28 protein-coding genes are annotated in these 23,994 nt (G+C 35.4%); 8 read left to right on the forward strand and 20 right to left on the reverse strand.

From position 1 onward, the window contains the following. Positions 1–196: 196 nt before the first annotated feature. The 5 genes from HPT25_RS06120 to HPT25_RS06140 form a co-directional block, all read right to left on the reverse strand. Positions 197–757 (reverse strand): CBO0543 family protein, encoded by a 561-nt coding sequence (locus HPT25_RS06120; protein ID WP_173061441.1) that lies wholly within the window; start codon positions 755–757, stop codon positions 197–199. Positions 758–848: 91 nt separating this feature from the next. Beyond that, the gene (locus HPT25_RS06125; RefSeq protein WP_173061444.1) at positions 849–1,499 is read right to left on the reverse strand and encodes a FusB/FusC family EF-G-binding protein; all 651 of its coding nucleotides are present in this window, start codon (positions 1,497–1,499) and stop codon (positions 849–851) included. Positions 1,500–1,644: 145 nt separating this feature from the next. Further along, positions 1,645–1,914 carry a CD3324 family protein gene (locus HPT25_RS06130; RefSeq protein ID WP_173061447.1) on the reverse strand — a complete coding sequence of 90 codons (270 nt, stop codon included), beginning with the start codon at positions 1,912–1,914 and terminating at the stop codon, positions 1,645–1,647. Positions 1,915–2,311: 397 nt separating this feature from the next. Then, positions 2,312–2,836 carry a DinB family protein gene (locus HPT25_RS06135; RefSeq protein ID WP_173061450.1) on the reverse strand — a complete coding sequence of 175 codons (525 nt, stop codon included), beginning with the start codon at positions 2,834–2,836 and terminating at the stop codon, positions 2,312–2,314. A 246-nt stretch (positions 2,837–3,082) separates the two neighbouring features. Next, on the reverse strand, positions 3,083–3,370 hold the full coding sequence (locus HPT25_RS06140; RefSeq protein ID WP_173061454.1) for a hypothetical protein: 288 nt from the start codon (positions 3,368–3,370) through the stop codon (positions 3,083–3,085). 291 nt (positions 3,371–3,661) lie between these two features. Here HPT25_RS06140 and HPT25_RS06145 point away from each other — a divergent pair, with 291 nt between their 5' ends. Next, on the forward strand, positions 3,662–4,189 hold the full coding sequence (locus tag HPT25_RS06145; RefSeq protein ID WP_173061457.1) for a cysteine hydrolase family protein: 528 nt from the start codon (positions 3,662–3,664) through the stop codon (positions 4,187–4,189). Between the two features lie 121 nt (positions 4,190–4,310). On the opposite strand, the gene HPT25_RS06150 is transcribed toward HPT25_RS06145, so the two are convergent. Continuing rightward, entirely contained in the window at positions 4,311–4,913 is a 603-nt protein-coding gene (locus tag HPT25_RS06150) for a dienelactone hydrolase family protein (protein WP_173061460.1), read from the reverse strand. 247 nt (positions 4,914–5,160) lie between these two features. Here HPT25_RS06150 and HPT25_RS06155 point away from each other — a divergent pair, with 247 nt between their 5' ends. The 3 genes from HPT25_RS06155 to HPT25_RS06165 all read left to right on the forward strand — a co-directional run bounded on the left by HPT25_RS06155 (position 5,161) and on the right by HPT25_RS06165 (position 7,722). Continuing rightward, positions 5,161–5,547, forward strand: a complete 387-nt coding sequence (locus HPT25_RS06155) for a CotD family spore coat protein (RefSeq protein ID WP_376767910.1) — start codon at positions 5,161–5,163, stop codon at positions 5,545–5,547. A gap of 756 nt (positions 5,548–6,303) precedes the next feature. Continuing rightward, entirely contained in the window at positions 6,304–7,347 is a 1,044-nt protein-coding gene (locus tag HPT25_RS06160; protein ID WP_173061463.1) for a hypothetical protein, read from the forward strand. A 108-nt stretch (positions 7,348–7,455) separates the two neighbouring features. Then, positions 7,456–7,722, forward strand: coding sequence for a DUF3949 domain-containing protein (locus HPT25_RS06165; RefSeq protein ID WP_173061466.1), 267 nt, complete (start codon positions 7,456–7,458; stop codon positions 7,720–7,722). Positions 7,723–7,910: 188 nt separating this feature from the next. Here the strand turns inward: HPT25_RS06165 and HPT25_RS06170 are convergent, their stop codons facing one another. The 7 genes from HPT25_RS06170 to HPT25_RS06200 form a co-directional block, all read right to left on the reverse strand. Next, on the reverse strand, positions 7,911–8,309 hold the full coding sequence (locus tag HPT25_RS06170) for a GyrI-like domain-containing protein (protein ID WP_173061469.1): 399 nt from the start codon (positions 8,307–8,309) through the stop codon (positions 7,911–7,913). Between the two features lie 181 nt (positions 8,310–8,490). Next, a complete protein-coding gene (locus tag HPT25_RS06175; RefSeq protein WP_173070934.1) occupies positions 8,491–8,943 on the reverse strand; it encodes an NUDIX hydrolase in 453 nt (150 codons plus the stop codon). Between the two features lie 863 nt (positions 8,944–9,806). Beyond that, positions 9,807–10,769 carry a polysaccharide deacetylase family protein gene (locus tag HPT25_RS06180; RefSeq protein WP_173061472.1) on the reverse strand — a complete coding sequence of 321 codons (963 nt, stop codon included), beginning with the start codon at positions 10,767–10,769 and terminating at the stop codon, positions 9,807–9,809. Positions 10,770–11,113: 344 nt separating this feature from the next. Beyond that, positions 11,114–11,260: a hypothetical protein gene (locus HPT25_RS06185; RefSeq protein ID WP_246277154.1), complete on the reverse strand. Its 147-nt coding sequence runs from the start codon at positions 11,258–11,260 to the stop codon at positions 11,114–11,116. A 337-nt stretch (positions 11,261–11,597) separates the two neighbouring features. Beyond that, positions 11,598–11,906, reverse strand: a complete 309-nt coding sequence (locus HPT25_RS06190) for a hypothetical protein (RefSeq protein WP_173061475.1) — start codon at positions 11,904–11,906, stop codon at positions 11,598–11,600. A 101-nt stretch (positions 11,907–12,007) separates the two neighbouring features. Further along, complete coding sequence (locus HPT25_RS06195) at positions 12,008–12,184, reverse strand: hypothetical protein (protein WP_173061477.1); 177 nt, start codon at positions 12,182–12,184, stop codon at positions 12,008–12,010. Between the two features lie 41 nt (positions 12,185–12,225). Further along, positions 12,226–12,855, reverse strand: coding sequence for an NUDIX hydrolase (locus tag HPT25_RS06200; protein WP_173061480.1), 630 nt, complete (start codon positions 12,853–12,855; stop codon positions 12,226–12,228). 460 nt (positions 12,856–13,315) lie between these two features. Here HPT25_RS06200 and HPT25_RS06205 point away from each other — a divergent pair, with 460 nt between their 5' ends. Beyond that, complete coding sequence (locus HPT25_RS06205; protein WP_173061483.1) at positions 13,316–14,221, forward strand: CPBP family intramembrane glutamic endopeptidase; 906 nt, start codon at positions 13,316–13,318, stop codon at positions 14,219–14,221. 45 nt (positions 14,222–14,266) lie between these two features. Continuing rightward, the gene (locus HPT25_RS06210) at positions 14,267–15,010 is read left to right on the forward strand and encodes a CPBP family intramembrane glutamic endopeptidase (protein WP_173061486.1); all 744 of its coding nucleotides are present in this window, start codon (positions 14,267–14,269) and stop codon (positions 15,008–15,010) included. A 297-nt stretch (positions 15,011–15,307) separates the two neighbouring features. On the opposite strand, the gene HPT25_RS06215 is transcribed toward HPT25_RS06210, so the two are convergent. The 4 genes from HPT25_RS06215 to HPT25_RS29230 all read right to left on the reverse strand — a co-directional run bounded on the left by HPT25_RS06215 (position 15,308) and on the right by HPT25_RS29230 (position 19,460). Then, positions 15,308–16,483, reverse strand: coding sequence for a LeuA family protein (locus HPT25_RS06215; RefSeq protein WP_173061489.1), 1,176 nt, complete (start codon positions 16,481–16,483; stop codon positions 15,308–15,310). 49 nt (positions 16,484–16,532) lie between these two features. Beyond that, entirely contained in the window at positions 16,533–17,702 is a 1,170-nt protein-coding gene (locus tag HPT25_RS06220; protein WP_173061492.1) for an MFS transporter, read from the reverse strand. Positions 17,703–17,714: 12 nt separating this feature from the next. After that, positions 17,715–18,422 carry an L-threonylcarbamoyladenylate synthase gene (locus HPT25_RS06225; RefSeq protein WP_173061495.1) on the reverse strand — a complete coding sequence of 236 codons (708 nt, stop codon included), beginning with the start codon at positions 18,420–18,422 and terminating at the stop codon, positions 17,715–17,717. A gap of 249 nt (positions 18,423–18,671) precedes the next feature. Beyond that, positions 18,672–19,460 (reverse strand): PaaX family transcriptional regulator C-terminal domain-containing protein, encoded by a 789-nt coding sequence (locus HPT25_RS29230; RefSeq protein WP_173061498.1) that lies wholly within the window; start codon positions 19,458–19,460, stop codon positions 18,672–18,674. Between the two features lie 115 nt (positions 19,461–19,575). On the opposite strand from HPT25_RS29230, the gene HPT25_RS06235 reads away from it, so the two are divergent. Beyond that, a complete protein-coding gene (locus HPT25_RS06235) occupies positions 19,576–20,124 on the forward strand; it encodes a DJ-1 family glyoxalase III (RefSeq protein WP_173061501.1) in 549 nt (182 codons plus the stop codon). Between the two features lie 528 nt (positions 20,125–20,652). On the opposite strand, the gene HPT25_RS06240 is transcribed toward HPT25_RS06235, so the two are convergent. Together HPT25_RS06240 and HPT25_RS06245 are read right to left on the reverse strand one after the other, a co-directional pair. Beyond that, positions 20,653–21,504 carry a VOC family protein gene (locus HPT25_RS06240; protein WP_173061504.1) on the reverse strand — a complete coding sequence of 284 codons (852 nt, stop codon included), beginning with the start codon at positions 21,502–21,504 and terminating at the stop codon, positions 20,653–20,655. A gap of 141 nt (positions 21,505–21,645) precedes the next feature. Further along, complete coding sequence (locus tag HPT25_RS06245) at positions 21,646–22,248, reverse strand: NAD(P)H-dependent oxidoreductase (RefSeq protein WP_173061507.1); 603 nt, start codon at positions 22,246–22,248, stop codon at positions 21,646–21,648. A gap of 786 nt (positions 22,249–23,034) precedes the next feature. Here HPT25_RS06245 and HPT25_RS06250 point away from each other — a divergent pair. Further along, on the forward strand, positions 23,035–23,229 hold the full coding sequence (locus HPT25_RS06250) for an aspartyl-phosphate phosphatase Spo0E family protein (RefSeq protein ID WP_246277155.1): 195 nt from the start codon (positions 23,035–23,037) through the stop codon (positions 23,227–23,229). Between the two features lie 169 nt (positions 23,230–23,398). On the opposite strand, the gene HPT25_RS06255 is transcribed toward HPT25_RS06250, so the two are convergent. After that, positions 23,399–23,857, reverse strand: coding sequence for an ABC-2 transporter permease (locus HPT25_RS06255; RefSeq protein WP_173061510.1), 459 nt, complete (start codon positions 23,855–23,857; stop codon positions 23,399–23,401). Positions 23,858–23,994 lie beyond the last annotated feature (137 nt).

Here is a 23,994-nt window from a genome sequence, read left to right on the forward strand (position 1 = left end):
CACCCTTATTTTAACTAATATTCTCCTTATTGTCATGAAAAAGGGATTGCCTCTGCAATCCCCACCTTCATAATAGTGACCGTCCGTTTAACGAGCTATTAATATTCGGATCCATTACCATCTTATTGCTCATGCAAATGTTCTAAAGATTTTTTTCGAACTTCATTACCTAATGAATTTCATAATGTATTCGGAATTACAAAGGATCAAATGATTTAGCCTTACTAATCCGATAAGCAAGCAGATAAATAGCCATATAAATTGGAAAGGAATAAAATACATTCCACTTAATCGTAGAATAAAATCCAATCCATTCAAATAAAGGCTCACCTATAAAAGAAGTTAAAGCTGCATAAATGATGGCTTTTAAAAAGGGATGAACAGTTGGTTTAAATTGCAGCCAAAGCATGAGTGTGACGGGAACTAAAGTAAAATCCCAAGGAAAAAACGCTGGAATGGTAGGCAATACTCTACCCGAATAATGCCATAACCCAAATACTAATCCCAAAAAATCTAACCAAGAAGCTATACTTAAACCAAAAATCCCAGCTAACAGCAACCTTGCCTCACTTCCACGCTTCCGCAGTATCAACCAAACAAACCAAGGAATAATCGCTAAAGCTACTGAAAGCCAAAACTCCCAGTGCCACAAAGTATGCTCCCTCCAATAAGCGGCATACTCCGCCTCTACTCGATGAATCCTTTGAAAAAACCGATCCGAACTTCTAATCTCATCCTCGCTAACCAACGGCCTCATTTTCTAAATTCACCTTTATCAAGAATTTAACACCAGTTTGCCCCATCCTTGTCTAGTTATCCACAATGGTGTCAGGCACCATGTGAAATTTTCACATTCCCAGTGATTCTTTTAGAAAGGTGGTTAGGTATTGGACGTTGGTTATTTTTTTATTGCATTCGCTGCTGTCGGCGCAAATTAGGTTGCCGATGGCTTTGTAATAATCCGGGTTTTTGGCTTTTTTCGCTTTTGTGACGGTGGAGAAGTAGGCGACGTCACCAAAGCTATTACAGATGGAACATATATTAGTTTTACTAGTGGGGGAAAATTTACATTCAATGCCGACGATTTTCCCCTCCAGCTCATATACAATAAATTTTTTATTGGACCCAAGGTCGTTCCAGCTTAAGTAGGTCAGCTGGCTGTGGTCTATTTTCGATAAATCCGGCAGCTTTAATTTCTTATTCTTCGGAAACATCTTTTTCAGTTGCTGCTCGGTGACTTTTGGAAAAGGCAGCAAAAAGGTCGAAAGACGCTGGATATATCGCTCAAACTCATCATCTGTTTTCAGTTTGGAAAGATCCAGCATTTCCTGTTGATCCACTGATGCATTTGGAAAGAGGTCCAAGATTTTGGTATGAGCTAAGTCAATCACAGCAGCTAAAACGGTCGGAGGTACATTCTTTTTGCTGCTATCCTTAATTAAAGCAATCTGTTTATTTATAAAATTCAACTGTTCATTTTTAATAAATTTTTCGGACATTACATGTCTCTCCCATCATGTTTACTGAGGTCACTTTACCTTTATTTTAAAAAATGCAGCAAACTTCTAATATGGAGAAAATGACTTAGAAACGTTTTTTACATAAAAAAGCACTGATGAACGATTTTTCATCAGTGCTTCTTACCTACTTTTTATGTGAATAAACAATTTTCTTAATGGTTTCGGTGGAGAGGTAATATTCGTTAGCTAATTGCTCGATACTGCTGCCACTTATAAAAGAATTTCTAATGGCCTCATTACGGCGATCAAGTAGCCTTCTTCCGCCACTTGAAGTTCCCCATTTCCGATACTCCGTTTCCGGTTTAGGAATATACAGCGTTTTCCCCTGAACATACTTTTGGATTTCCAAAATTAGATTCTCAGGTAAAACTTCGCTTGCATTCATATATTTCATTTTGCCCGCCCCTTATTTTGATTTTGAAAAAAATAAGGTGCAAAGCCAAAATATTAGAAAAGCTTGTTCAGCGATAAAATTAAATGTTTCGCCCCATGCAAAGTATCGCCTTTCCAATACTAGGCTTTGCATGAGTGGAAGAAGTACCAGACAATCTTAAAGGATTCTCCATCAGTAAGCACCCCCTTTAAATTACCATTATAGCGAAATTTACCATTCGATTGAATCCTTTGCCACATGTTTTTTTACTTTATTTTCCGACAGTTTTTACCATTTATTCAGAATTACTTACCTGCATGATAAGTGAAAAAGGCGTTTCAGTTTATTACAGAAACGACCCATGTAAACAAAGGAATGACGCTCCTATACCATCCCCTAACTTCTATCGTCCATTTAATCAGCTTAGATTACTTTGTAATATGGAAAGCATCTGAAAAATTTGGCCTCTATGATGGGATTCGTGTTCAATAAGATGGTAGATCACCCACTCAGGTGTTACATCGTATTGAGGGAGAACTCTTGGTTCACGCCAAGTTTTTATATCCATTGAACGAATATGGAAAAGCAATTCATCACGGACAGATTTTAGACGATGTAAATGCTCCTCTAAATCGTGCCCCTCAATATGCGTCAAAGTGTCATCATTATTGCGTACTTCTTGGGGAAATAACGAGAGGATTTTTGGATCCCATTCACAACCTAGGATTTCTACATAAAGCCAATCTGCTTCTATTAATGCAATGTGGTATATCAACGACCCGATGGAGTGCCCGTTATTTAGTCTTGTATCAAGATGAGCCTGGCTGATTCCTGATATTTTTTCTAATAAGGTTCTCCGCACATCTTCTAAACACCACATCCATCGACCAATATCAGGTTCAAAATCTGGCAAGGAGGATAACCGTAACTCTCTTCTCTTCATCCTTTTCCGCTCCTCTTTTTCAATTCCTGTTATATGATTCTTTTACTTGAAGTTGATGTTCGTTCCAAGTAACAATAACCTTTAACATAGCCATTTGTATAAACAAAAAAAGATTGCAATAGCAGTGAACGATCGAACAAAGTAAATAATAGAATTAGCTTTTGCTCTCATTTATATCATTGCTGGATTTTTCAAAACATACATTAACTGTCCGTACATTCGAACCATAATTTTCAAATGTTCTATTTATGAATACAATTGTTGGCTTGCATAATGAGCATCTTTTTCCTTCACATATATTTCGTAATGTCTTTGGCGGTTTCCTCCGAACATGGGTGTTGAAGTTTGATCAAATGAAGATTTTATCTTGTACCGCACGCCTGCCTGTTTTAGTTTACTAATCGCTTGAAAATAACTGTCATCATTCAAGGCAATATATACCGATGTCCAGTTTTTAAATGAAAAATATTGAATTGTACCATAAATCAGCAAAACAGGAATGAACAAGATGAAAAAGGCGGCATAAGCATTCATCGGTAAACCTCCCCCATAAAAAAGTGCCTTTATTATTTTAATGATATTTGGGTTTGATCCGATTTTTTCATGCGCAATTGAAGAAGAAATGGAGCTCCCTCAACAGCCCTTGTTCTAACGACATCTTATGTTTCCTTCAAAAGAGAATTGCCAAATATGACACCAGTAACAATCTATAATTCTATTTTATTCCAATTTACCAAATCTTCCAAATTTAAGCAGATCTTTTTTCTTTGCAGAATCTTATAGTCAATTGTTATAGTAAATAAAACTGGAAGGACGTGTAATCGAATGAAACAGGCTCTTATTATCGTGGATATGCAGGAGGTTTTTTTCAATGAACCACATAACTATTTATTTAATAAGGAGCAATTAGTTAGTAATATTAACAAGCTAATTAAACAGGCTCATGAAAAAAATATAAAAGTAATTTTCATTCAACATACCGATCAACAGGAGGAATCCGAGCTTTATGAAGGAAAAGATGACTGGAAGCTTCATAAAAATTTACTTATTTCCGATTCTGATAAAGTGATTCAAAAAACAAAGTGGGATTCCTTCTATCAAACGGAGCTATTGGCTTACTTAAAAAGTAATGAAATAGACCAACTGATTTTTGCAGGAGCGCAGACGGAGTTTTGCCTCGACACAACGATTAGGGCTGCGTATAGTTTAGGATTTCAAAAGAATCTTCTATTCAAAGAGACACATAGTACATTAAATGGTCCTGTTTTAAAGGCAAGTGACATCATTCATCATCATGAATCTATTTGGAATAATCGCTTCATAACTGTAATCGAAGGCAAACCTCAAATATAGCTGAAATAAAAGGTATTCATGCAAAGAATCGTGTAGAAATAATACGATATTTATAGCTTCCCCCCGCCAATTTAAATAGAGGGGGGAGAATCTATTTCTAGTAAAGGATTTTCCTGCAGGCTCATTTTTCACCATATTTCTTTAAAAAAGCCAGCGTTTCATTGAAGGCACTTCGAGATGATTCAGCATTGTATTTTGTAGAGTACGGGTCACTAAATCCATGTTGACCATTGAGTTTATGTATTTCGATATTTCTTCTATTTAAATAGGAAATTAACTCGTCCACATTAAAAGATGGTTCTTGTTCTGGAAAGAATAAAATAGCAGGGCATTTTGGCACTATTTCTTTGTAACTCCTAATTCTCGAACCATAGTAGCCTACTATTCCATTAAGCCCCTCTTCCTCACTGCAAACCCATGCAACAGTTGCTCCGACACTAAAACCAATCAAATATATTTTGCGGTATTGAACTCTAACATCTAATAATAGATTCTTTATTTTTTTTACTGCACCCATGAACCCTACATTTTCCATAAAATGACGATAAGCTATCATCTCTTCAGAATAATCAAAAGGCCCGTCTTGCTCTAATAAATTAGGACAGATCACGTCATAATCCTGGTCTGATAAAATTTCACAAAAGCTCTTTATATGTTGATTAATGCCATAAATTTCGTGTAGGACAATAATCAAACTCTCTTTCTTCTTCTGAATCTTAGTCATTTTATCCCCCTATTATATTTTTCCGCCTACTAAAAGTTCATTTTTTGTAATCCTTGAGCATTCCCACAAAATTCAACTACAATCGTTCCAATAAAAATAATGGTTAACGCCTTTACGTTTTACTTCACAAAAACTTCGGGACTATAAAAAACATGGACAAAAATAGGTATACAACTAGTCCGAATACACAAAGGTTCACATAAACTGTTGATGTAACAAGACAAATTCATATGGAGGTCATTTAACTATGAAAAGAAATATGGGATTAGGCGGTTTTCCACCAAATGTGATGCCAAATGCGATGCCTAATATGATGCCAAACCAACTGCCGTCTATGCCAGGCGGATTCTGTCCGCCGCAGCCATGTCCACAGTATTGTCCGCCGCAGGTTTTTCCTGCTCAGTATGATCCGCCGCTCGTTTCCCCTGGTCAGGAATACGTTAAAACAAACGTGTTTAATAAAGTTGTAACACATGTCCACCCATCACATACGACTACAGTCAACAAGCATATGATTCACCATCAGCACTTTTTCCCACACACAGAATCATGTGTAAATGAATGCTGTGAAACTCATACCATGTGCGGTGCACCATATAACCCTTGCTGTCCAACTGGACCATTTGGATATTAACATCTTTCCCCCCTCACTATTTACGGTGGGGGGATTTTCATTTGTCCATACTCTTCATTACATAAAATTTTACATGTACCTTCATGTTTATCATAAATTCCTAATAACTTCTTCTTCGGCTCAACTGGTTCTAAATTTTTATTAGAGAAAATGTATTGTATATCACTAAAATAAAGGTGACAATCAACAAAACTTTGTCCATTAAACTTGTCTTTTTATTTTCCCTTCTATTATAAATAAGTATTTTTCCTATAAAATACAGGATCAGAACTACTAAAATAACCTGGATTACCGTCACGATTATTATTTTGTTTGTAATGGATATCTGCAAGATGGAAAAAAGAAAAATACAAAAAATTCCACCCCCTTCTTAATCCCTGCAAACTTATTAGAATTAAAAATTATTTCTATAATAGTATCACCGTGCTTCATGATATCCTGCCCGCCTATATCATTTTAAATAGCGAATTAGTCATACAATTTATTCCAAATCAACAACTAACTTTAATACGTATCAATACATAAGGTTCCGGTTTCTAATGCACAGATATTACGGTTTCAATCATTCAAATATTTCCTTTTAGTAAGGATTTAAAAAAATTGTCAAGAAAATGTCTTTCTATTAAAAATTTAATAGACCCGATTGGAATTAATATGGTATTTTCATATCGAAAATGTTATATTCTTGTAGAATGATAAAAATATTCCACAGAGACTAATAGAAAAGCTTATGTGGGGCTAAAAAAGGGGAATTTTATGTTTAAAAAACTATTTCTAGTCATTGTAGCATCGATCTTACTCATGACTGCATGCGATTCCGTAAAAGGTGTTAACTTAAATCAAATGATCCTGAATAATCAAAAAGTTCAGTCATCTCAGAGCTATACAACCGCTACACTCAATCTTTCTTATAAGGCTGCAAACGTAAAAGATAAACAGTTTTTAAAACTATTAAATCTATTGAATAATATGAAGTTTGAAGTGCAAACAAACATGCAAAACGCTAATACTGTCTCATTAGGAGGTTTTGTTCAATTAAAACAAGGCAAGATCCCATTCCAGTTATATTCAGATAAAACCCAGATGGTATTATTGCTTGATAATGCTTCAAAAGCGATCCGCATTCCTGTGCAGCAAGGTGATGCACCAAATCAACAAATGGTACAAAGTATTCAAGCCAAATTGCTGCCATCTATCGTAAAGGATCTGCCAAACCCGAATCATATTAACGTCCAAACAAATGTACACTATACCGTCCATGGCGAAAAAATAACAGGTCATAAAGTTCATGCCGAAATATATGCAGATGAAGTACCTGGTTTACTATTAAAATTCCTTGATAATCTGGCCAATGATCAAAACGGACTCCAGCAAGCAGCTACTGTTGTCAATGAACTAAATAAAATGACTGGCGATTCTACGGTATTTACAGCAGCACAGCTTAAGCAATTCATCCAGCAGTTTAAGGATCAGTTCAATCAAGAGCTTCCGGATATGAAAAAATCAGGTGCATTTGATCGCAGTAACTTCTTGAAAACTGATATTTTACTAGATAAAAACTTTAATGAAAGAAAATCTTTCACCGAAATCACATTAAGAAAGTTACCGACAGATAATGGCGGTTTAGAAGGAATCTCCCTTAAAGTAACCTCCGAAGTTTGGAATGTAAACAAAAAAGTCACAGCTAAAAAAGTCAATAGAACCAAATTCTTGAGCCCCGATGCTTCAGATAATGAATTTTTATCAACATTGGATAAAAACCATAGTGTTCTTTATCGTATAATTAAGTCTTTTCAATAATGATGGTGTCAGGCACCCGAAAGAACCATGACATGTTCTTTTAGGTGCCTGGCACTCTTTTGGCAGGTATAATGGTTTTACATAAATTTGACGGGAGATTGTTTCATCATGCTACTTGGTGTTTTCTTCAGTATCGTTCTCTTGTATATTCTATTATCCTTCATCCTTCTACCTTTCCAATACCGGTTCTTGGTTGCTTTGAAGCAACAAGAAAAAGTGAATAGGTTAAAAGGGTTAGGTCAAGGGGACATGTACGATAGAATGAGTGCGAGTGAACTAGAACTTCAATATAATGTCCAGAGTAATGCATTATTCTTACTGGCTAACTTAATGGCATCCATTCTTTATCGAATGAAACATTCTGCAAGGAAATAATAACCAACGACAAAAAGGACCAATTGGTCCTTTTTGTTCGTGATACTATCCTCTTTTTACTCCGGATCCAAAATCAAAGAAGGAAAAACAAGTTAATCCCCAAAATTTAGAGATAGTTTAACCAATCCACCATCTAACATTCACCTGTAATCTATGTTTCGGCCATTCCTCTATTGTTCTTTTACATTCTATTTAATCGCTATATGAACCTCAATTTCTCCATTGGGGAAGTATTTCTCGAAATCGAATGTGTAGGCTCTCTCCAACGTACCTGCCTCCTCAAGCTCCCATATCTTTTTCCAAGTATTGATTATTCCTTGTTCTTCTCCAGTATTCACATTAAAAATTTCATATTTTCCGTTATCCGGTATTTCCAGCAGTGATTCTGCTTCACTTTCTTCTATTGCAATACTTAATGAATAATCGCCTTTATAATTGCTCTCATAATCATGATAGACTCCATAGGCGATTATCTCTTGGCTATTTAGTTGGCTAGAAGCTTCCTTCCACAAGTCTGTTATCTTTTGCATTAAGAGACGATCGTTAAAATTATTAGTTCGAACACTATTAATAACAGATAATTTCATGCGGTTTCACCCTTCCATAATTTTCAATAAATATTATACTATAAAATACTATTTTTTCCCATTTTCTAAAATAGTGTTTCTGCTACTTATAGAAACGCTACTAATACTTAAGGAATCCCTTTAACAAGTTTAGAAGGATACCTTTTGCTATTATTTCCAACAGATAGATATCCCAAATAAGTTAAATCTCGTTGAAATATTTATCAATAATTAACTTCGCCCTTTGATCCATGTGGGGCGGCAATTCTTTGGTGGAAAAATACTTCAAATTCAAACTTTCACTGCCGTTTTTTTCCAACTCACCACTTATACCTTCTGCCATGTAAACACATATAACGTTATACACTTCATCACCATTAGGATGTTTAAAATAAAGCTCTTTTCCTGACAAAATATCCATAAGCTTCAATTTTTTCGCCTTTAAACCAGTTTCTTCAATGAGCTCACGTTCAGCAGTTTCTTCTAAACTTTCGCCCGTTTCCATTGATCCACCTGGCAATCCCCATTCCTCTGTATCGGAACGTTGTTGGAATAAGATCTCTTTTTTATCATTCATAACAATTATGGCTGAACCAACTAATATTATGGGGCTATTGCCGATTTGTTCCCTTATTTGTTCTATGTATCCTGCCATCATTTCTGCCTCCCCATAAATTAAGACGATGTTCATTCTCTATATTAGTGATAAGCAAGGTCTCCCCTGTTCCATACTCCGCAGGACATTGAGAGACATCCTTGAATCCCCCTCCGAAATAAGTTCACCCTTAAACATTCTTTGTAAAAGTCAAAGTTCCTTCTTTTACCAACAGATTCATTATTTAATTAATAAATAAAATTAAAACAATCACTTAGCGGAGTCGCACAAATTACGACAATCCTTTTATTCATTTTTCAAAGAAAGACCATGTTGCAGTAGGCGACAGCTGAGAGTTAATCAAACGCTTGGTTAACATCGCATTATGTATACATCTGTCATATTTTGTAGGTATTCAGTTTTTCTATCTGGAATGGTGAATAAATCATAAAAAGTCTACTTTTCCACAACAAATTTTTTTATGTATAGAAGGGTAAAGTCCGCTTATTAAAAGACTTTAGACAACATTTAATTAAACGCTTGATTAGGAAGAATCAAGCGTGATTATGTCGATAAAAACTCAATTAGATGGATTTACACATGTTGAAAAATTAAAGGTTTTACATTCACCCTTTGTTTGAAAGACAGGTTATTAATCAGACTGAATGTTTTGTTTAGTTGAATCACCTTCTCGAAAAAACTTGCCCCAGCCTCCATCCTTTACTTATTTCCCCAAAATTATTTTGTGTTTACCAAAAGGCACCCATCATAATGATGCGTGCCTACAATGTCTTTTCGTTTTCTCCTAAGTTTTTGTAAAAAATGTTCTTTTTTCAATAGATTCTGTTTTAAGAGACTCTCTTTAGCCTCATTTAAGATTTTTCTTCTCCACTTCGCTTCTTATAAAACTCCCTAACAAAAAATCATTTTATTGTCTGGACGATTTTTATAAACTGATCTAGATCTGTATTTGGGTATATCGCGATTCTCCCTATCGTATACGGATTGTCACCGAATCTTGCGTCTACAGGAATTGTTGTAAAAGCGTATTGATACCCGGCCAATTTTAGCAGACGGATGGCTCGGTCATTAAAAGCACCGAACGGGTAGGCAAAGAAATTGGTTTTGAGAAGATTTTTGCTTATCGTTAGATCATTTAAGATGACTTGATCAGGTTCGGCAATTAAGCCTGGGAAACCGAGTACTTTATCATGGAGTGCATTTGTATGGCTGCCATACTCAAACACATCTCTCATCGCATCAACCTCTGGCCAGCTTAGGTATTGTAGTTTTTCAGGCTGAAAAGGAACTGGTTTTTGGGCCAATCGACCTGTAATCAAAAAATTGATTGCTCTAAAATTGTATTTTTTTAAAATTGGATAGGCATAAATATAATTGGTTTTAAGACCATCATCAAAAGAAATCACTACCGTTTTATTCGGAACTTCCCCTCCATGCAGATAGGATTCGAGTTCCGCCATGGTGGCAATATGGTATTTCAGATCATATAAATATTTCATCTGTTCTTCAAACGCTTCCAGATTAATAACCGCGGGGTCCCTAGTAAATGTATTCTCGCTCCTTTTCAGGATGTGATGATATAACAGAATCGGAATACCCCTCTTACTCGAAAGATTATGGAGCAGGACAGGCATGTTCCTCTCTTTATTCATAGAGATCCCACTAAGTTTATTTTTTTGCATGTCTTTTGGTTTATCGGTGGGCACCTTCCTCTCCTTTTTGGCCATATTCACGGAATTAAGGGTATTCCTTTTTTGGTTGACAGTAGGTTTACCATTGGCAGCGGAGTGAAAGACTATCAATAGTGCACTTACAGAAACGGTAATGGCTAAGGCAACAATTGCTGTAATTTTTGTCTTTTTCATGGTGGTCTCCTTGGAATCATGTTAGAAAATTTATGCGGAATCATCATCCTCTACTAATAATTGTTCTCTTTACCAGGAGACTTTATTTATAAACACCGTACGAAATATGCCGTAACCGCTATTTGAAAGGTTCAAACTTTCCGAAAAATAATAAAGCAAAACCACTTAATTGATTTCGCCATTTTTTCGAATTTTGAATTGTAGTCAGATCAGTTTAATTGTGGTTTATTTTTCAAAAAAGATTCGCTGATATGATTGGAGATTTTGTTTTAGGGAGATTTAAAAAAGACAGCAAGAAGGTATAAAACAATTCGATGGGTGCTTTATAAATAAAATTGTTGCTATTATCCCTTTACACGTACTGGGGATTGTAAAGGAACAGCAGGAGCTAATTGCATAGGTGATGGAGCCGCTATAGAATATCCATGTAGTTTTGAGGTTCGTTTAATCGTACCAGCAGTACCAATTTGCAAAACAGCAGTATTACCCATTTCGCCGATTTTCAAAAATTGATTTTAATACTTTGTCGAAGATATCTATCCATATTCATCACCCTTTATGAATATATGCTCGATTGTTTTGCTTTGGGCTTATCCATAAAAAAACAATAAATTAATAATTTGTTAAGTTTTATTGGGTATGATACAAGCATGAAAGTTGAAAAACTTTTTCAACTAACCCCCTTTTCATATAGTTCTGGAAGCCCTTGAGCATGTTCCTCAAGGGCTATTTTTTCGATTTGTCCATTTATAGACGAATACAACTGTTTTATTCTAAGCAAGCAGCAATAGCTGAGCCTTCAAGGAATGCTCCACAAACTGAAATAAATCATTGCTCTCTGTATCTATGGTCTCTTATTGCTTTTAAATACTTCCCATTTTGTTCTTGAATGGCGATTGCTTGATCAGAACTAATTCCTTTTATGGAATAATATTTTGTTCCTTTTTTATAGGAGTTTGAGAAGTTTCCTGGATAGGTTCCTTCTCTGTCTGAATATATGGTTACTTCTCCGATTTCCCGATCAATTTGCTCTACCTTCTCATTAGTAATTTTGTATACATATCCATTCCAGACGACAAAAGCGTAGGCCCAGCTTGCAGAAGATACATTCTCCGTTTTCTGATTGGAACATCCCATTGATATCGTTAATAATAAAATGAATAAAAAAATTACCTTTATACGCTTCAGATAGCTCCCTCCTTCCTTTAATAACCTACATTATGTAAGTTTGTATTGTTTCAAAACGACGTGAAAAAATCCACTAGAATATCTATAAGCCCTACTAACCATTCAAGTGAAGGAAGAGGTTTCTTTTTTTGAATCGGTGCTGGTTTCTTTTGTTCTATAAACTCCTGATGTGAAATGGGAATAGCAGACTTCTCATCGTTCATTTTTTGCTTTTCAATCTCTATCATTTTTGATCATCTTCCCTTATTACAATGGTCATACCAAAAGTTTAGATTTTGCCCTCTGTTATCCTATTAGCGATTAACTTTACTACCGTTTCTAAATACTCCTTTTGATGAGGGACAAATTGCTCTAAACCGACTGGCTTTTTAAAAGGCATTTTCTCCCCAAGCTCATCCAATTCAAATCCTTCCACGATTATTTCCTCTGTTTCTCTTAAACACAAATGATGGAAATCTTTGAACTTTGTCTTGACCACTCCGGAAACCTCTTCTCTATCTATCAGGAACTCCTCTGTACTTTTCATAAAATATAAATATACATGCCCGAATTCTTTATCTATGAAACGGTCCGTAATGATGCGATCTTCCATTACTCCCAAAGGGGCTAAATCCTCTATGCTAACTTCTACTCCTAATTCCTCTTTTACTTCTCTAATACCATCAGAAACACATTCATTAGCCATGATATGTCCAGCAGCGGTTATATCTAAAAGATTAGGAAAATCCTTTTTCTGATTGCTTCGTATTTGAAAATAAATATAATAAATTCCGTCTATTTTATTTACAAACCAACAATGGAACGTTTCGTGCCAATATCCCCTCTTATGTACCTCACTTCTTTCCGCTATTCCTATTTCTTTTCTATTTTCATCAAAGATTTTGAGCTTCTCACTCATTATTCTCATCTTCTTTCGTCGAAAAATAGTAACCACTACTTCAAGAAACTGAATTCAAAAAAGGGCTGCCGTAATTAGCAGCTCATTCCCAAGATTCAACGTCCATTATACACCATAATATCCATAATTAACTAAATCACCTTTTACTTTACATCTTTTACATTCTGCAATTGTAAAAAGATTAGAAAATTGTTTTTATCTTAAAATCATCATAATAAGTCGCTTGCAAAGAACATACACCAAAGTCATATAAAATGATGACGAAAGTAACCCGTCAACTGTTGACATTGGTTACTAAATTATTCCTCTCTATGGTCCTATAATACATTTATAGCCTTGCTTAAGAGATGGAATCAAGAGCCATCGTAACACCTTACGATCCGGGACCATTCATTAGAAAGTTTCAGTTGGATGTTAGTTTTCAGTAAGACTCTATAATTAATAAATGAAGGGGCTGATTATGTTGAACTCTTTTATTGAAACACAAGCAACACCATCGTCTGGTCTGAAGAAATTATTAGAAAGCAAACCTTTGATCTCATTCTTTGTCATGGCATTCGCATTCTCATGGATAACCTTAATTCCTTATATATTATCGCAATGGAATATTTTACCCAACACTAAGTTTTTCGTCATTTTCTTTGTTCTTAATCCGTTTGTTGGTCCGGCATTTGCCGCTTATCTCATGAATCAAGTCATTGGCGGTAAAGCAGCTTGGATAAATCAGAGGAATAGCTTAAAGCAAACCCGAGTCGATTGGAAATGGTATATTTTTATTCTAATTGGAATTCCTGCTGCAATTTTTTTAGGAATGATTTTCTTAATTGGCTATATGCCTAGATTCCACGACATTTCTTCTTACTTTTTGGGATATCCTATAAAATTTATTGTTATTTACTTTTTTGGCGGACCATTGGCCGAGGAAATAGGGTGGCGCGGCTTCGCCTTACCAAGAATGCAGGCAAGATATGGGGGATTGAAAGCATCTTTACTCATCGGGGTTTTATGGGCGCTATGGCATTTGCCGCATTTCCTCACATCAGCTCAAAGGGGTGGGCCGGGTGCAGATTTATCAATTTTTTATATTAATTTACCGATATTTATAGTGATGTGTATCGCCATTTCGATCATTATGACTTGGGTATTCAATCATACTCAAGGCAGCTTATTTATGGCTATTTTGCTACATACCAGTATTAATACATTTGGAACACTACAATCCTATCTTTCAACACCTCTTTTGACCAGAACAGATTTGCTCTTCCTTCCAGGATTTGTTTTTATAGCATTCCTCATTCTGGTATGGACACGCGGGAGTCTTGGTTATTCACAAAATAATCTACAAACGAAAACAGTTAAAAAATAAAGATGATATACAGATTAAAGTTCTGAAGCAGGGGGCTTTTCCTTAATGACAAAAAACAAAACTATCGTTTTAAAAATCATAGGATTGGAATTTTTATTAATGTTTTTTTATGTGGCGAATGGTGCCACTGTATCTATTACAAAACCTTCTAACCCAGTATTACAGTTTATTGGACTTGTTCCGCTTGCATTTGGTATTTTTATATACCTTCTTACGAGGAATAATTGGAGGTATTATTTTTTCGATCATAAGATAGCATTCACGAAAAATAGTGTTTTATTGCTTTTCCCATTGTTGATTGTTTTAATGGTTATAATAACTGGAAACAAAGGATTAAATACTTCATCAATATCTAATTTATTATTAATGTTTATTATGCAATTTTTTACGGTTGGATTTATTGAAGAAACTTTCTTTCGTGGATTTATGCTTAGAATATTACTTCCAAAAGGCGTAAAAAAGGCTGTTATACTATCAAGTTTTCTATTTGGTATAACTCATTTATTACAGCTGATCGGAGGACAATCCATCGAGGCAACTATTTTACAAATCATCTACGCATTTTTAGTGGGCCTTGCCCTTTCCATGCTTATTTTAAATAACCAATCCATTATTATAGCGATCATTTTTCATTCATTAAATGACTTTCTTAATTTTATGGGGCATATTCAAGGACCCGTTACTTATGATTACATTATTGTTGCGATTTTATTTTTCTATTCCCTATTCTTATGGCGCCGGACAATTATAAAAGAAAACTTAAGACAAAATATAGATTTAACAGTCTAATGGTTATTTAACAAAAACAAGTACCTGCCGAAGCAGCCCCTTGTGTAACTCTATTTTTATATACCTTTCCTGCAAAAAGCATGTTTCTTTTAAAAATGAAAGCCGGAACCTCTTGGAAAGCAGGCACCCGGCTTTTTAAAATTGACAAAATGAATTTTCATTGAAGCCCCGTAGCTGCTGGCATCACGGGCGGACAAGGCATCCCTTTGCCTAAAACCTTTTCAAATGGAATGCACAAATTGGTTAACATATTCAATCGTTAGAGAATGAATGTTAAGCTCGCAGCGCATGACTCAACTATATTACTGTGGTCAGCATTGTTGATTTAAGTTCTAAATACTTATTCATTAAACATTCCGGATCATTGATCTGGTCAAAATCACCTGATGCCATGATCACATTGTAAAGTTGATCAATCAAATAAGGGTCGACTTTGATATCTTGCTTTTCTAAGCCGTCTCGCAGTATGCTCCTTCCAGAATGCGGTCCAATAATCATCCTGCGCTCTCTTCCAAATTTGTGAGGCTCTACAAATTCATAGGTAAGAGGATTTCTAATCATCCCTTGTTGATGGATACCCGCTTCAGTAGAAAATACATAATCACCAATGATAGATTTATAGCGCGTCATCGGAAGGTTTATTTTATTTATTAACAATTGGCAGGCCTCATATATTTTAAGATTATCAATATCTGTATAACAATTATAGAGATCCTTTTTATAAAGCATAACAGCAACCAATTCTTCTAACGCAGTATTTCCTGCACGTTCTCCTATTCCGCAAAGAGTTGTTTGTACCTCATCCGCTCCATAAGCAATGCCTGCTAATGAGTTAGCTAACGCCAGGCCAAGATCATCATGGCAATGGACGGAAAGTTTTATATTGGATCCAATCCATCCACGAACATTTTTCACTAAATTTCCAAATTCTTCAGGAATGGAACATCCTACTGTATCTGCAAGTACGACTGTTGTAGCACCCGCTTCCACACTATGATGAATTAACCTCTTCAAATAGTCATAACTTCCACGAGTGGCGTCCTCGATAATGACGGATATATCCTGGATCCCGTGGGAGCGTAAATAACGGACAGAAGAAACAGCTTCCTGGATGGCTGATTCCGCTGTTATTTGCCGTTTATGCTCAAGGTGGATTTCTGATCCCACTACCAAAATTTGAACTTGGAAATTACTAGCTCCATTTAATGCCTTAATCGAAACATCAAGGTCAGTTACATTAGCACGTGAAAATGTACATATTTTTGCATTTCGCGATAACTTCCCTAATTCTTTTGTTACATTGAAATCGTATTCTGTTGCTGAGGGGAATCCCGTTTCTATCACATTCACACCAATAGAATCCAACGCCGAGAAAATCTCTAGTTTTTGATCATAGGTCATGGAATTACCTGGAGCTTGCTCTCCGTCACGGAGTGTTGTATCAAAAATGCTAATCTGTTTTAGGGGCTTCATCTATTAACCTCATTTCTCTTTTTTTGATATGGTTACCACCATGAAAAATCTAACTTTGGTTGATTAAAGATTCCTTCTTTTTCGAGCTAAAGCTAGGTTTTGTGATACTTAAAGTAAGAATGATGAAAAAAACAGATAAGTAAACCATGACCGATTGGAATCCTACTTTTTCTATTCCATATCCGCCTAAAACTAACAAGATCGCATTCCAAAATCCATATTTTCGCTCCATAGCAGATAATAAAGCAGTGCGCTGATTTGGCTTCATATCCGTATAATTGAGATTGCTGACAGTCAGAGGACGGATTCCCCCCGATGCCAATCCCATTAATGAAATAGCGATTAAACCTAGGTACATATGGTTCGCCATACTAAAAATAAACATGGACAAAGTGGAAAGGACGATACTTATGATGGTCAGTTTAATCGGACTAACTTTTTTACTTAATCGCACCGTATACCGCGCCGAGAGAAACCCAGTAATACTAAATAAACTCAGAACGGCACCAAAATAGAAAATATTCACATGAATAGAATAAAAAAAGTACGGTAAAAATCCAACAAATGGAGCAAGGGTAAAAGCTCTAGAGATCGAATAATAGTTCATCCAGTACTTTTGACTGCTTGTGTATTCTAATGAAACTTTATTGGCCACAGGGTCATTTGGCTGTTCTTGCCTTTCTTCCCGAACCAGTAAAATAACGAAAATGGAAAGGACATTAAATGCTATAGAAGCATAAAAAGCATATTCTGCTTTAAAACCATATAGAATACTGCCAATAATCCCTGCAAAGAGCACAGATAAAAACATTCCACTTGCTGATGAAGATTCAATTTTCTTATACGATTCAATATCTAAATGGCTGCATATCGACCGCAGTAAACTAGAATCAGGTCCTGCAGCAATACTATAGCCAATACCCGATAAGCATTGTGCCAGTAAGATCATCCCAAAATGAGAATTAGATATAATTAAAATTAATCCGAGGGCTTTGAATAATTCCCCAATAGCAACAACCCATTTTTGTGACAGTGATCGAAGCAAGTAAACATTCCACTTCGAAGAAATAATAATCATGACTCCGTATACAGCAAGAAGTATTTCTATTTCCAAAATCTTAAAATGTTTCGTGAATAAGAAAAGGAATAACATGGGTAAATGAAAGTACAAACGCGAGAAAATACGATATAGATAAAAATATCTAATACTATTTGTCATCGTGGGATTCTCCTAGTTCATACGTTCAAGTAATTTCTGTTTATATTCATCTGTGTCCTCAATCAAGTTAGGGAACACTTCTTTCATATTTTCAACTGGAATGACTCCTCGACGAACAAGCATCGGTGGATTGAACGTTAAATCAATAATAGTAGTACTCATATTTTCACCGTTTTTCTTCAACTGATTTGGCATAAATTCTGGTTCAATCACCAAGTCTACTAACTCTCCTAAATCATTCACAGCCTTTTCAAAATCTACATGCAAATCTCCTTGACCTGAAATATTGGCAGAGGTACAAGCAACTGGAGATCCTAATTCAATCAAAATATCTTGTAAAATGGAATTCCCTTGTACCATGACGCCAATTGTATCAGCTCCACATGTTAATTCACTTGGGAATGGGTAGTTTTTATTAAAAATTAAGGTTAATTCCGCAGGCCAAACCTTATTTAATAATTTTTGATCACAGTTTTCCGGATATTCAATATATTCTTTAATCCAATTAGGCGTTGCAAGGGCAAGTGTCAACGGCCCAAACTTATTGCGTTTTTTAATATTAAATACTTTGTTAATGGCATCTTTGTTCGTCGGTGAGCAAATTACGTTGTAATTTGTCCGAGTAGGTGTAATCACTACTCCACCATTTCTAATGATTTCAGCGGCCTCTTGAATCGTTTCAAATGTAGGCTTTTTAATGTTACTTTTTTGTAATAGCATAATCACTTCTCTCCCTTTGTTTTATTTTAAATAACACTTAAGATGTTATTTACCAAAAAGAATGTTATATTATCAACATTAAACATGTCAACGATTTTTTTCCACGTTATACTATTAATGTTAATTTAGTGTTACAAAGGTATAAATTTCCTTTAAATTTTCATTTTTTTAAACCACAAAAAACCGCCACAATTCGAGTGGCGGTCTTTTGCAGTTTTATTCTTTTCTAATACAAATTTATCCAAAAATTTAAGTAGTGACGAAACGATAGTATTTGGAATCCCTCGGGATACTCCTACCTAAAAAGAGAAAATAATCATATATCTCCTGAAATATTTGATGCCCCTTCCAATCACTTGGCAGCAGTTGTTGAGGTAACATAGGATCCATTAACATGATTTCAGACAGCTTTTCACCTAATAATATATGGTTAATAAAAAGCTCATCATCACTCACTTGGCTAATAGGCTCAATTTGAACTTTAAATTCATTTTGGAACCAATCCCAATATTTTCCATACTCGTTTTTTATGTTTTCTAACGGCCATATTTTAAACGTATCTGCAGGATTTAAAGGAGCAGATACAATTTTCCCATGGAAATACGTTGAATTACTTCTCATTTCATTTAGCTCTAAAAAGTCTACGATCTGCTTTTTATGGTCCCATGGTGAAATGTACACGCTGTTATATAGGAGACCAAATCCTAATTCGAGTAAATGAGTGCGAAGCAGATCACGCTTCTTCCTTTCATCCACTGGGAACTCAAACATAACGACATCCCATGCACCGTCCCAGTCTTTATTATAATAAAGCGGTTTTTTATTAATTGTCTTAATGAGAGAGCTGCCTTCTTCAGTAATGTGGTAGATCGATCTTTCAGGAGAGATCACTAACTTATTCTTTTTTAGGTTAAATAATACATTGCGGATATATTGTTTAGAATATCCGCGCATTTCATAAATCTGGACAAACTCTTGAGACGTCACTTCTTTTGCTCTAGACAAAAGAAATAATATTTGTTTTTCAATTGATAACACAACTACCCCTTCTTTTTTATAATTTTATAATAGACACACGACAAATATTAGATTATAATACTCATTGTGTTAGATTACATATTTTAAATTATATTTTAAAAGTGAGGGATTCACAATGAAGAAAGCTTATGTTTATCTTATTGAGGGTTTTGAAGAGATCGAAGCAACTACGATTATTGATGTTTTACGTAGAGCTGAAGTAAATGTGGAATCTGTTTCATTGGGTGAAACGAAACAAGTAAGAGGAGATCACGGTATTGTTATTGAAACAGACCGAATTTTTTCCGAAGTAGATGTTCGTGATGTGGATATGCTGATTTTACCTGGAGGAGATCTGGCAAGCTCCAATTTATTACAACACACAGACCTTCATCATCATTTAAAAGAAGCAGAAAGCAACGGCAAATACATTGCCGCAATTTGCGGGGCAACCATGACATTAGGTAAGGCAGGTCTAACAAATGGTAAGAACGCTACATGCTATCCTGGCATTGAGGCAGAAATTACTGGAGCAACCATCTTACCAGAAAATGTAGTAGTCGATGGGAATATCATTACGTCAAGAGGTCCTGCTACTTCCCTTCCGTTCGCACTTGAACTATCAAAAATCTTAACTGAGGAAGAAACTACTCTTCAAGTTTCAAAAGCATTACTTGTTGTCTAAGCTACAATAAATATTTCAAACACTCTAAAATATGTTGTTGTCACTAAAATAGCCGGTAAACCTTATTTCGATCAGGATTACCGGCTTTTCACTTTTACAGGTTAGAAAGATATTTGTAATCCCTAATAACCTGTTGGACGTTGTGGTTGTCCGTCCTCGAATGTCTTAAGGATGGAGATTCACATCTTCACTGCGAAACTACGTACTTCTACTACTTTGTTTGCTTACTTGATTAAGTTTTTTATTCAAGTTAACCAACATTGTAATTATAAATATACTGAACACGCTAGACAGTAAAGAGCCTCCAGCAATGAACATAAAATTGGAGGTTGTTTGTTTTTTAAACATGGAACTCTTCCTTTCATTTGCTGTTATCACAAATAGGTGCAGATCATTTTAGTTTGTGCATATAGAATAAAAATTAACCTGAAAGATAAATCTTCTCATTTTGAATTTGAAAATAACAGCAAAGACACGAAGTTTTCCCCTCCATAAAGCGTTAGAAAAATTGATCTTAAAGTTTAGACATTATACATTTAGGTATATCCGATTTCCAGACGGATCTGTGCTAGCAAAAGAGCCATTTTCTTCTGTGACGATTGCACCTATATTCTTCAAGTTCGTCACGATATTCATTCTTGCTTCTTCGCTCGGAAGAATTAATGTAAAGGATTGGAGACCAACACTATTTTCTGAAGGTTTAGGTGCTCCAATACCATTCCAAGTATTTAAACCGATATGGTGATGATATTTTCCAGATGAAATAAAGAGTGCTTGCGTTCCATATCGACTAACCACTTCAAATCCAAGTCCCTTAATATAGAATTCCTCAGTCCTTTTTAATTCGGATACATGCAAATGAATATGTCCCATTAAAGTACCGGCAGGAAGTCCCTCCCAAGATTCACCTTGGCCATCTGCTAGGACACTCTCTACATTTAAGGGTTCGGTAGACATGACTACTTCATTGTTTTGCCAATCCCATTGGGATGAATCGCGATCTACATAGATTTCAATCCCATTTCCATCTGGGTCAGCTAAATAAATGGCCTCACTAACCAGGTGGTCTGATGCACCTTGTAATGGGTAACCAATTTGAATAAAGTGTTTTAGAATTTTGCCTAAATCCGCACGAGTAGGCAACAAAAGAGCAAAATGATATAGGCCTGTTGTGCGTCTTTGTTTTGGTATTACATTTTCAGGTTGTTCCATTGATACTAATGTTGTTTTTCCATCTACTGTTAAATGGGCTATTCTTTCGCTTTCTTCAAGGATCTTAAAGCCGATTACATCTTGATAAAATGCTAAGGAACGTTTTAAATTTTGCACTTTTAGCTCTACATTCCCTACAAAGGAAATAGGTTTACGGTGAAAATTCATTTTCAGTTTCCTCCTGATATTTAATTAAATTTAAGAAAAAAGCCACTTTTAATCAAAAAATTAATGCAAGGCTGTAATTGAAGCAGCCTTGCATCATGTAGTTTTAAATGTAACGTTTCACTGGATCTTTAAGAAAAACAGCTATTTAGCAAAAGCTTGCTGTTTGAATAAAGAATCAATCTTTTCTTCTACTTCCTTTAACATCCCTTTATACGCTTCTTCATTGAGGGAGCCGACACTTCCAAAAAACAAATGGTCTACAGGCTCAATACCAACAAACTCAAAGATTCCAATATCAGATGTGATTTTCAAACTTCCTGTCATGCCACTCTCATCATAATGTTCCTTCGGTGAACCGTGTGTATTAATGATTAGACCTTTTTTACCTGACAACATTCTCATAATTCCCGCTTCACCATATGCATAAGCAAAACCATAGGATAAAACTCGGTCAACATAACCTTTCAGGATCGCTGGCAGTCCAGCCCACCATATAGGATAAATAAATGTTATGACATCAGCTTGTGTGATATATTCCTGCTCCGTTTTAATATCAATTGGAGTTTCCCCCGCTCTCATCGCTGACGTATCCTCTGCTTTTAGCACTGGTTGGAAATTAAGTGCATATAAATCCCGGACAACTACCTCGTGACCGTTTTTCTTTAATGTATTAACCGTAGTTTCCAAGATACTGCGATTTAAGCTTTCTTTGTGTGGGTGGGCATAAATAATAAGATGTTTCATCTAAACAACCTCCAAATTTTTTAGTTTTATAATGGCATTACTTCTGGAAACTTTGATACCAATTTTTATTTATGGTACTTCTCCAATAGGTGTAATCATTTTAATTACTTGTAATCATTTTAATTACAATTGATTTTTTTGTCAACACATTAAAAATGGACTTTTTCACTTTTATCCGTTTTTACTAATGCCATAAACTCACGTGTTTGGAAAATGCGTAAGGATGTCGATCGGTTTACTGTTGGGATTTGCATAGTAACTTTTTCTTGAGGTAAATATAAGCTAAATAAGTTTTTAGCAGGGGATATGAAAGACCAGGCCTATACTTATTCTATAAAAATCAAAATTAGCTTTTCTTTTTGGAAACTGTCCATCATCGCGTTGATGATGGACAAATCTCGTTTGTGCTCTTGCAAAATTGTCCTTCATAGCGGAGATGAAAGACAAATCTCGGGTTCGCTCTTGCAAAATTGTCCTTCATTATGGGCATGAAGGACAGTTTTCGGCTTCGCCCTTGCAAAATTGGCCTTCATCGTGGGCATGAAGGACAGTTCTCAGTTTCTATCTTGCAAAATTGGCCTTCATCGTGGGGATGAGGGACCAGCCGGCAAAATTACCCTAAACTCTCATTTAGAAACAACCAAAATTCATAAAATGTTGTATACCCTTCCCAAAAAACCGTTTACATTCAAGGAATATTATGTTAGTTTAGAAAATGAATATTTTGACAATCTAGTAAACTTTTTTCTCCTTTTGCAACCTTAAATTAGGGAGTTGCTATTATTCATGCACTTAATGTTTTGTGAAACGTTACTGTTAATTCGGATCGAACAAAAAAGAAAACAAATGATTGAAATTGCTTGTCAATTCGGGCTCCATCACCAGGAGACATTAAAATATAGTCAAGAATTGGATCAATTACTCAACCTTCATATAAAGTATAGGGCTTTAGAAAAAGGAGATTTTATTGCAGTTTCTTGAAAAGTATAGAGCTAGTCAGGAGGTTTCTGGCGTATACTTCTTCTATATCTTTGATATTTTAAAAAAGGCATGTAAACTGAATACAGTTTTCACGCCTTTTTCTTTTTCCTGAAGGTTTTTTTATTTACTAAGGACCGAAGTATATTGCTTTCGGTTTCCATATCATAATCTATTGAACCACATCCTCTACCTCTTTCACTGTAAATAAGCTGTTTTTCTGTAGTACAATCCTTATGCTTGCTGCCAAAAGGCTTACTGCTGATATGGAAAGGAGAATTTTCATATCTGCTGTCAGTTTCTCTCCCCCAAAAATGACAGTATAATAGCCATCGGCTACATATGTTGCTGGTAAAAGAGAACCGATTGTTTGATAAAATCCCGATAACATCGATTTTGGAACGATTACGCCTGAAGTCACCAGCTGCAAAGAAAGGCTCAGAATGTTAAATAGCATTCCGGCAGGGCCAAATACCACGATAAACATCTGTGTTAAGCTGAGGAAAGAGAAATACACCAAAAGTTGAAAAATCCCTGTCGCAAATAAGGTTGTATTCGTTTCAATATGGAAAATTAGTAAAAATAATATAGTCGTAATAGTTAAAAGGATGGAAGCACCTAGATTGATCATTTGTCTTGCTAAGAATATCGGCCATTTATTGTGGTTGATTATAAGCTGTCATCCATACACAAAAGAATATTAATAAAAAGGCAAAAGCTGTAACCATCCCAATAAACGTCTCGGAATGTTTTAAAAATGATTTTAAC

The sequence above is a fragment of the Neobacillus endophyticus genome (assembly GCF_013248975.1).
GTDB lineage: Bacteria > Bacillota > Bacilli > Bacillales > Cytobacillaceae > Neobacillus > Neobacillus endophyticus.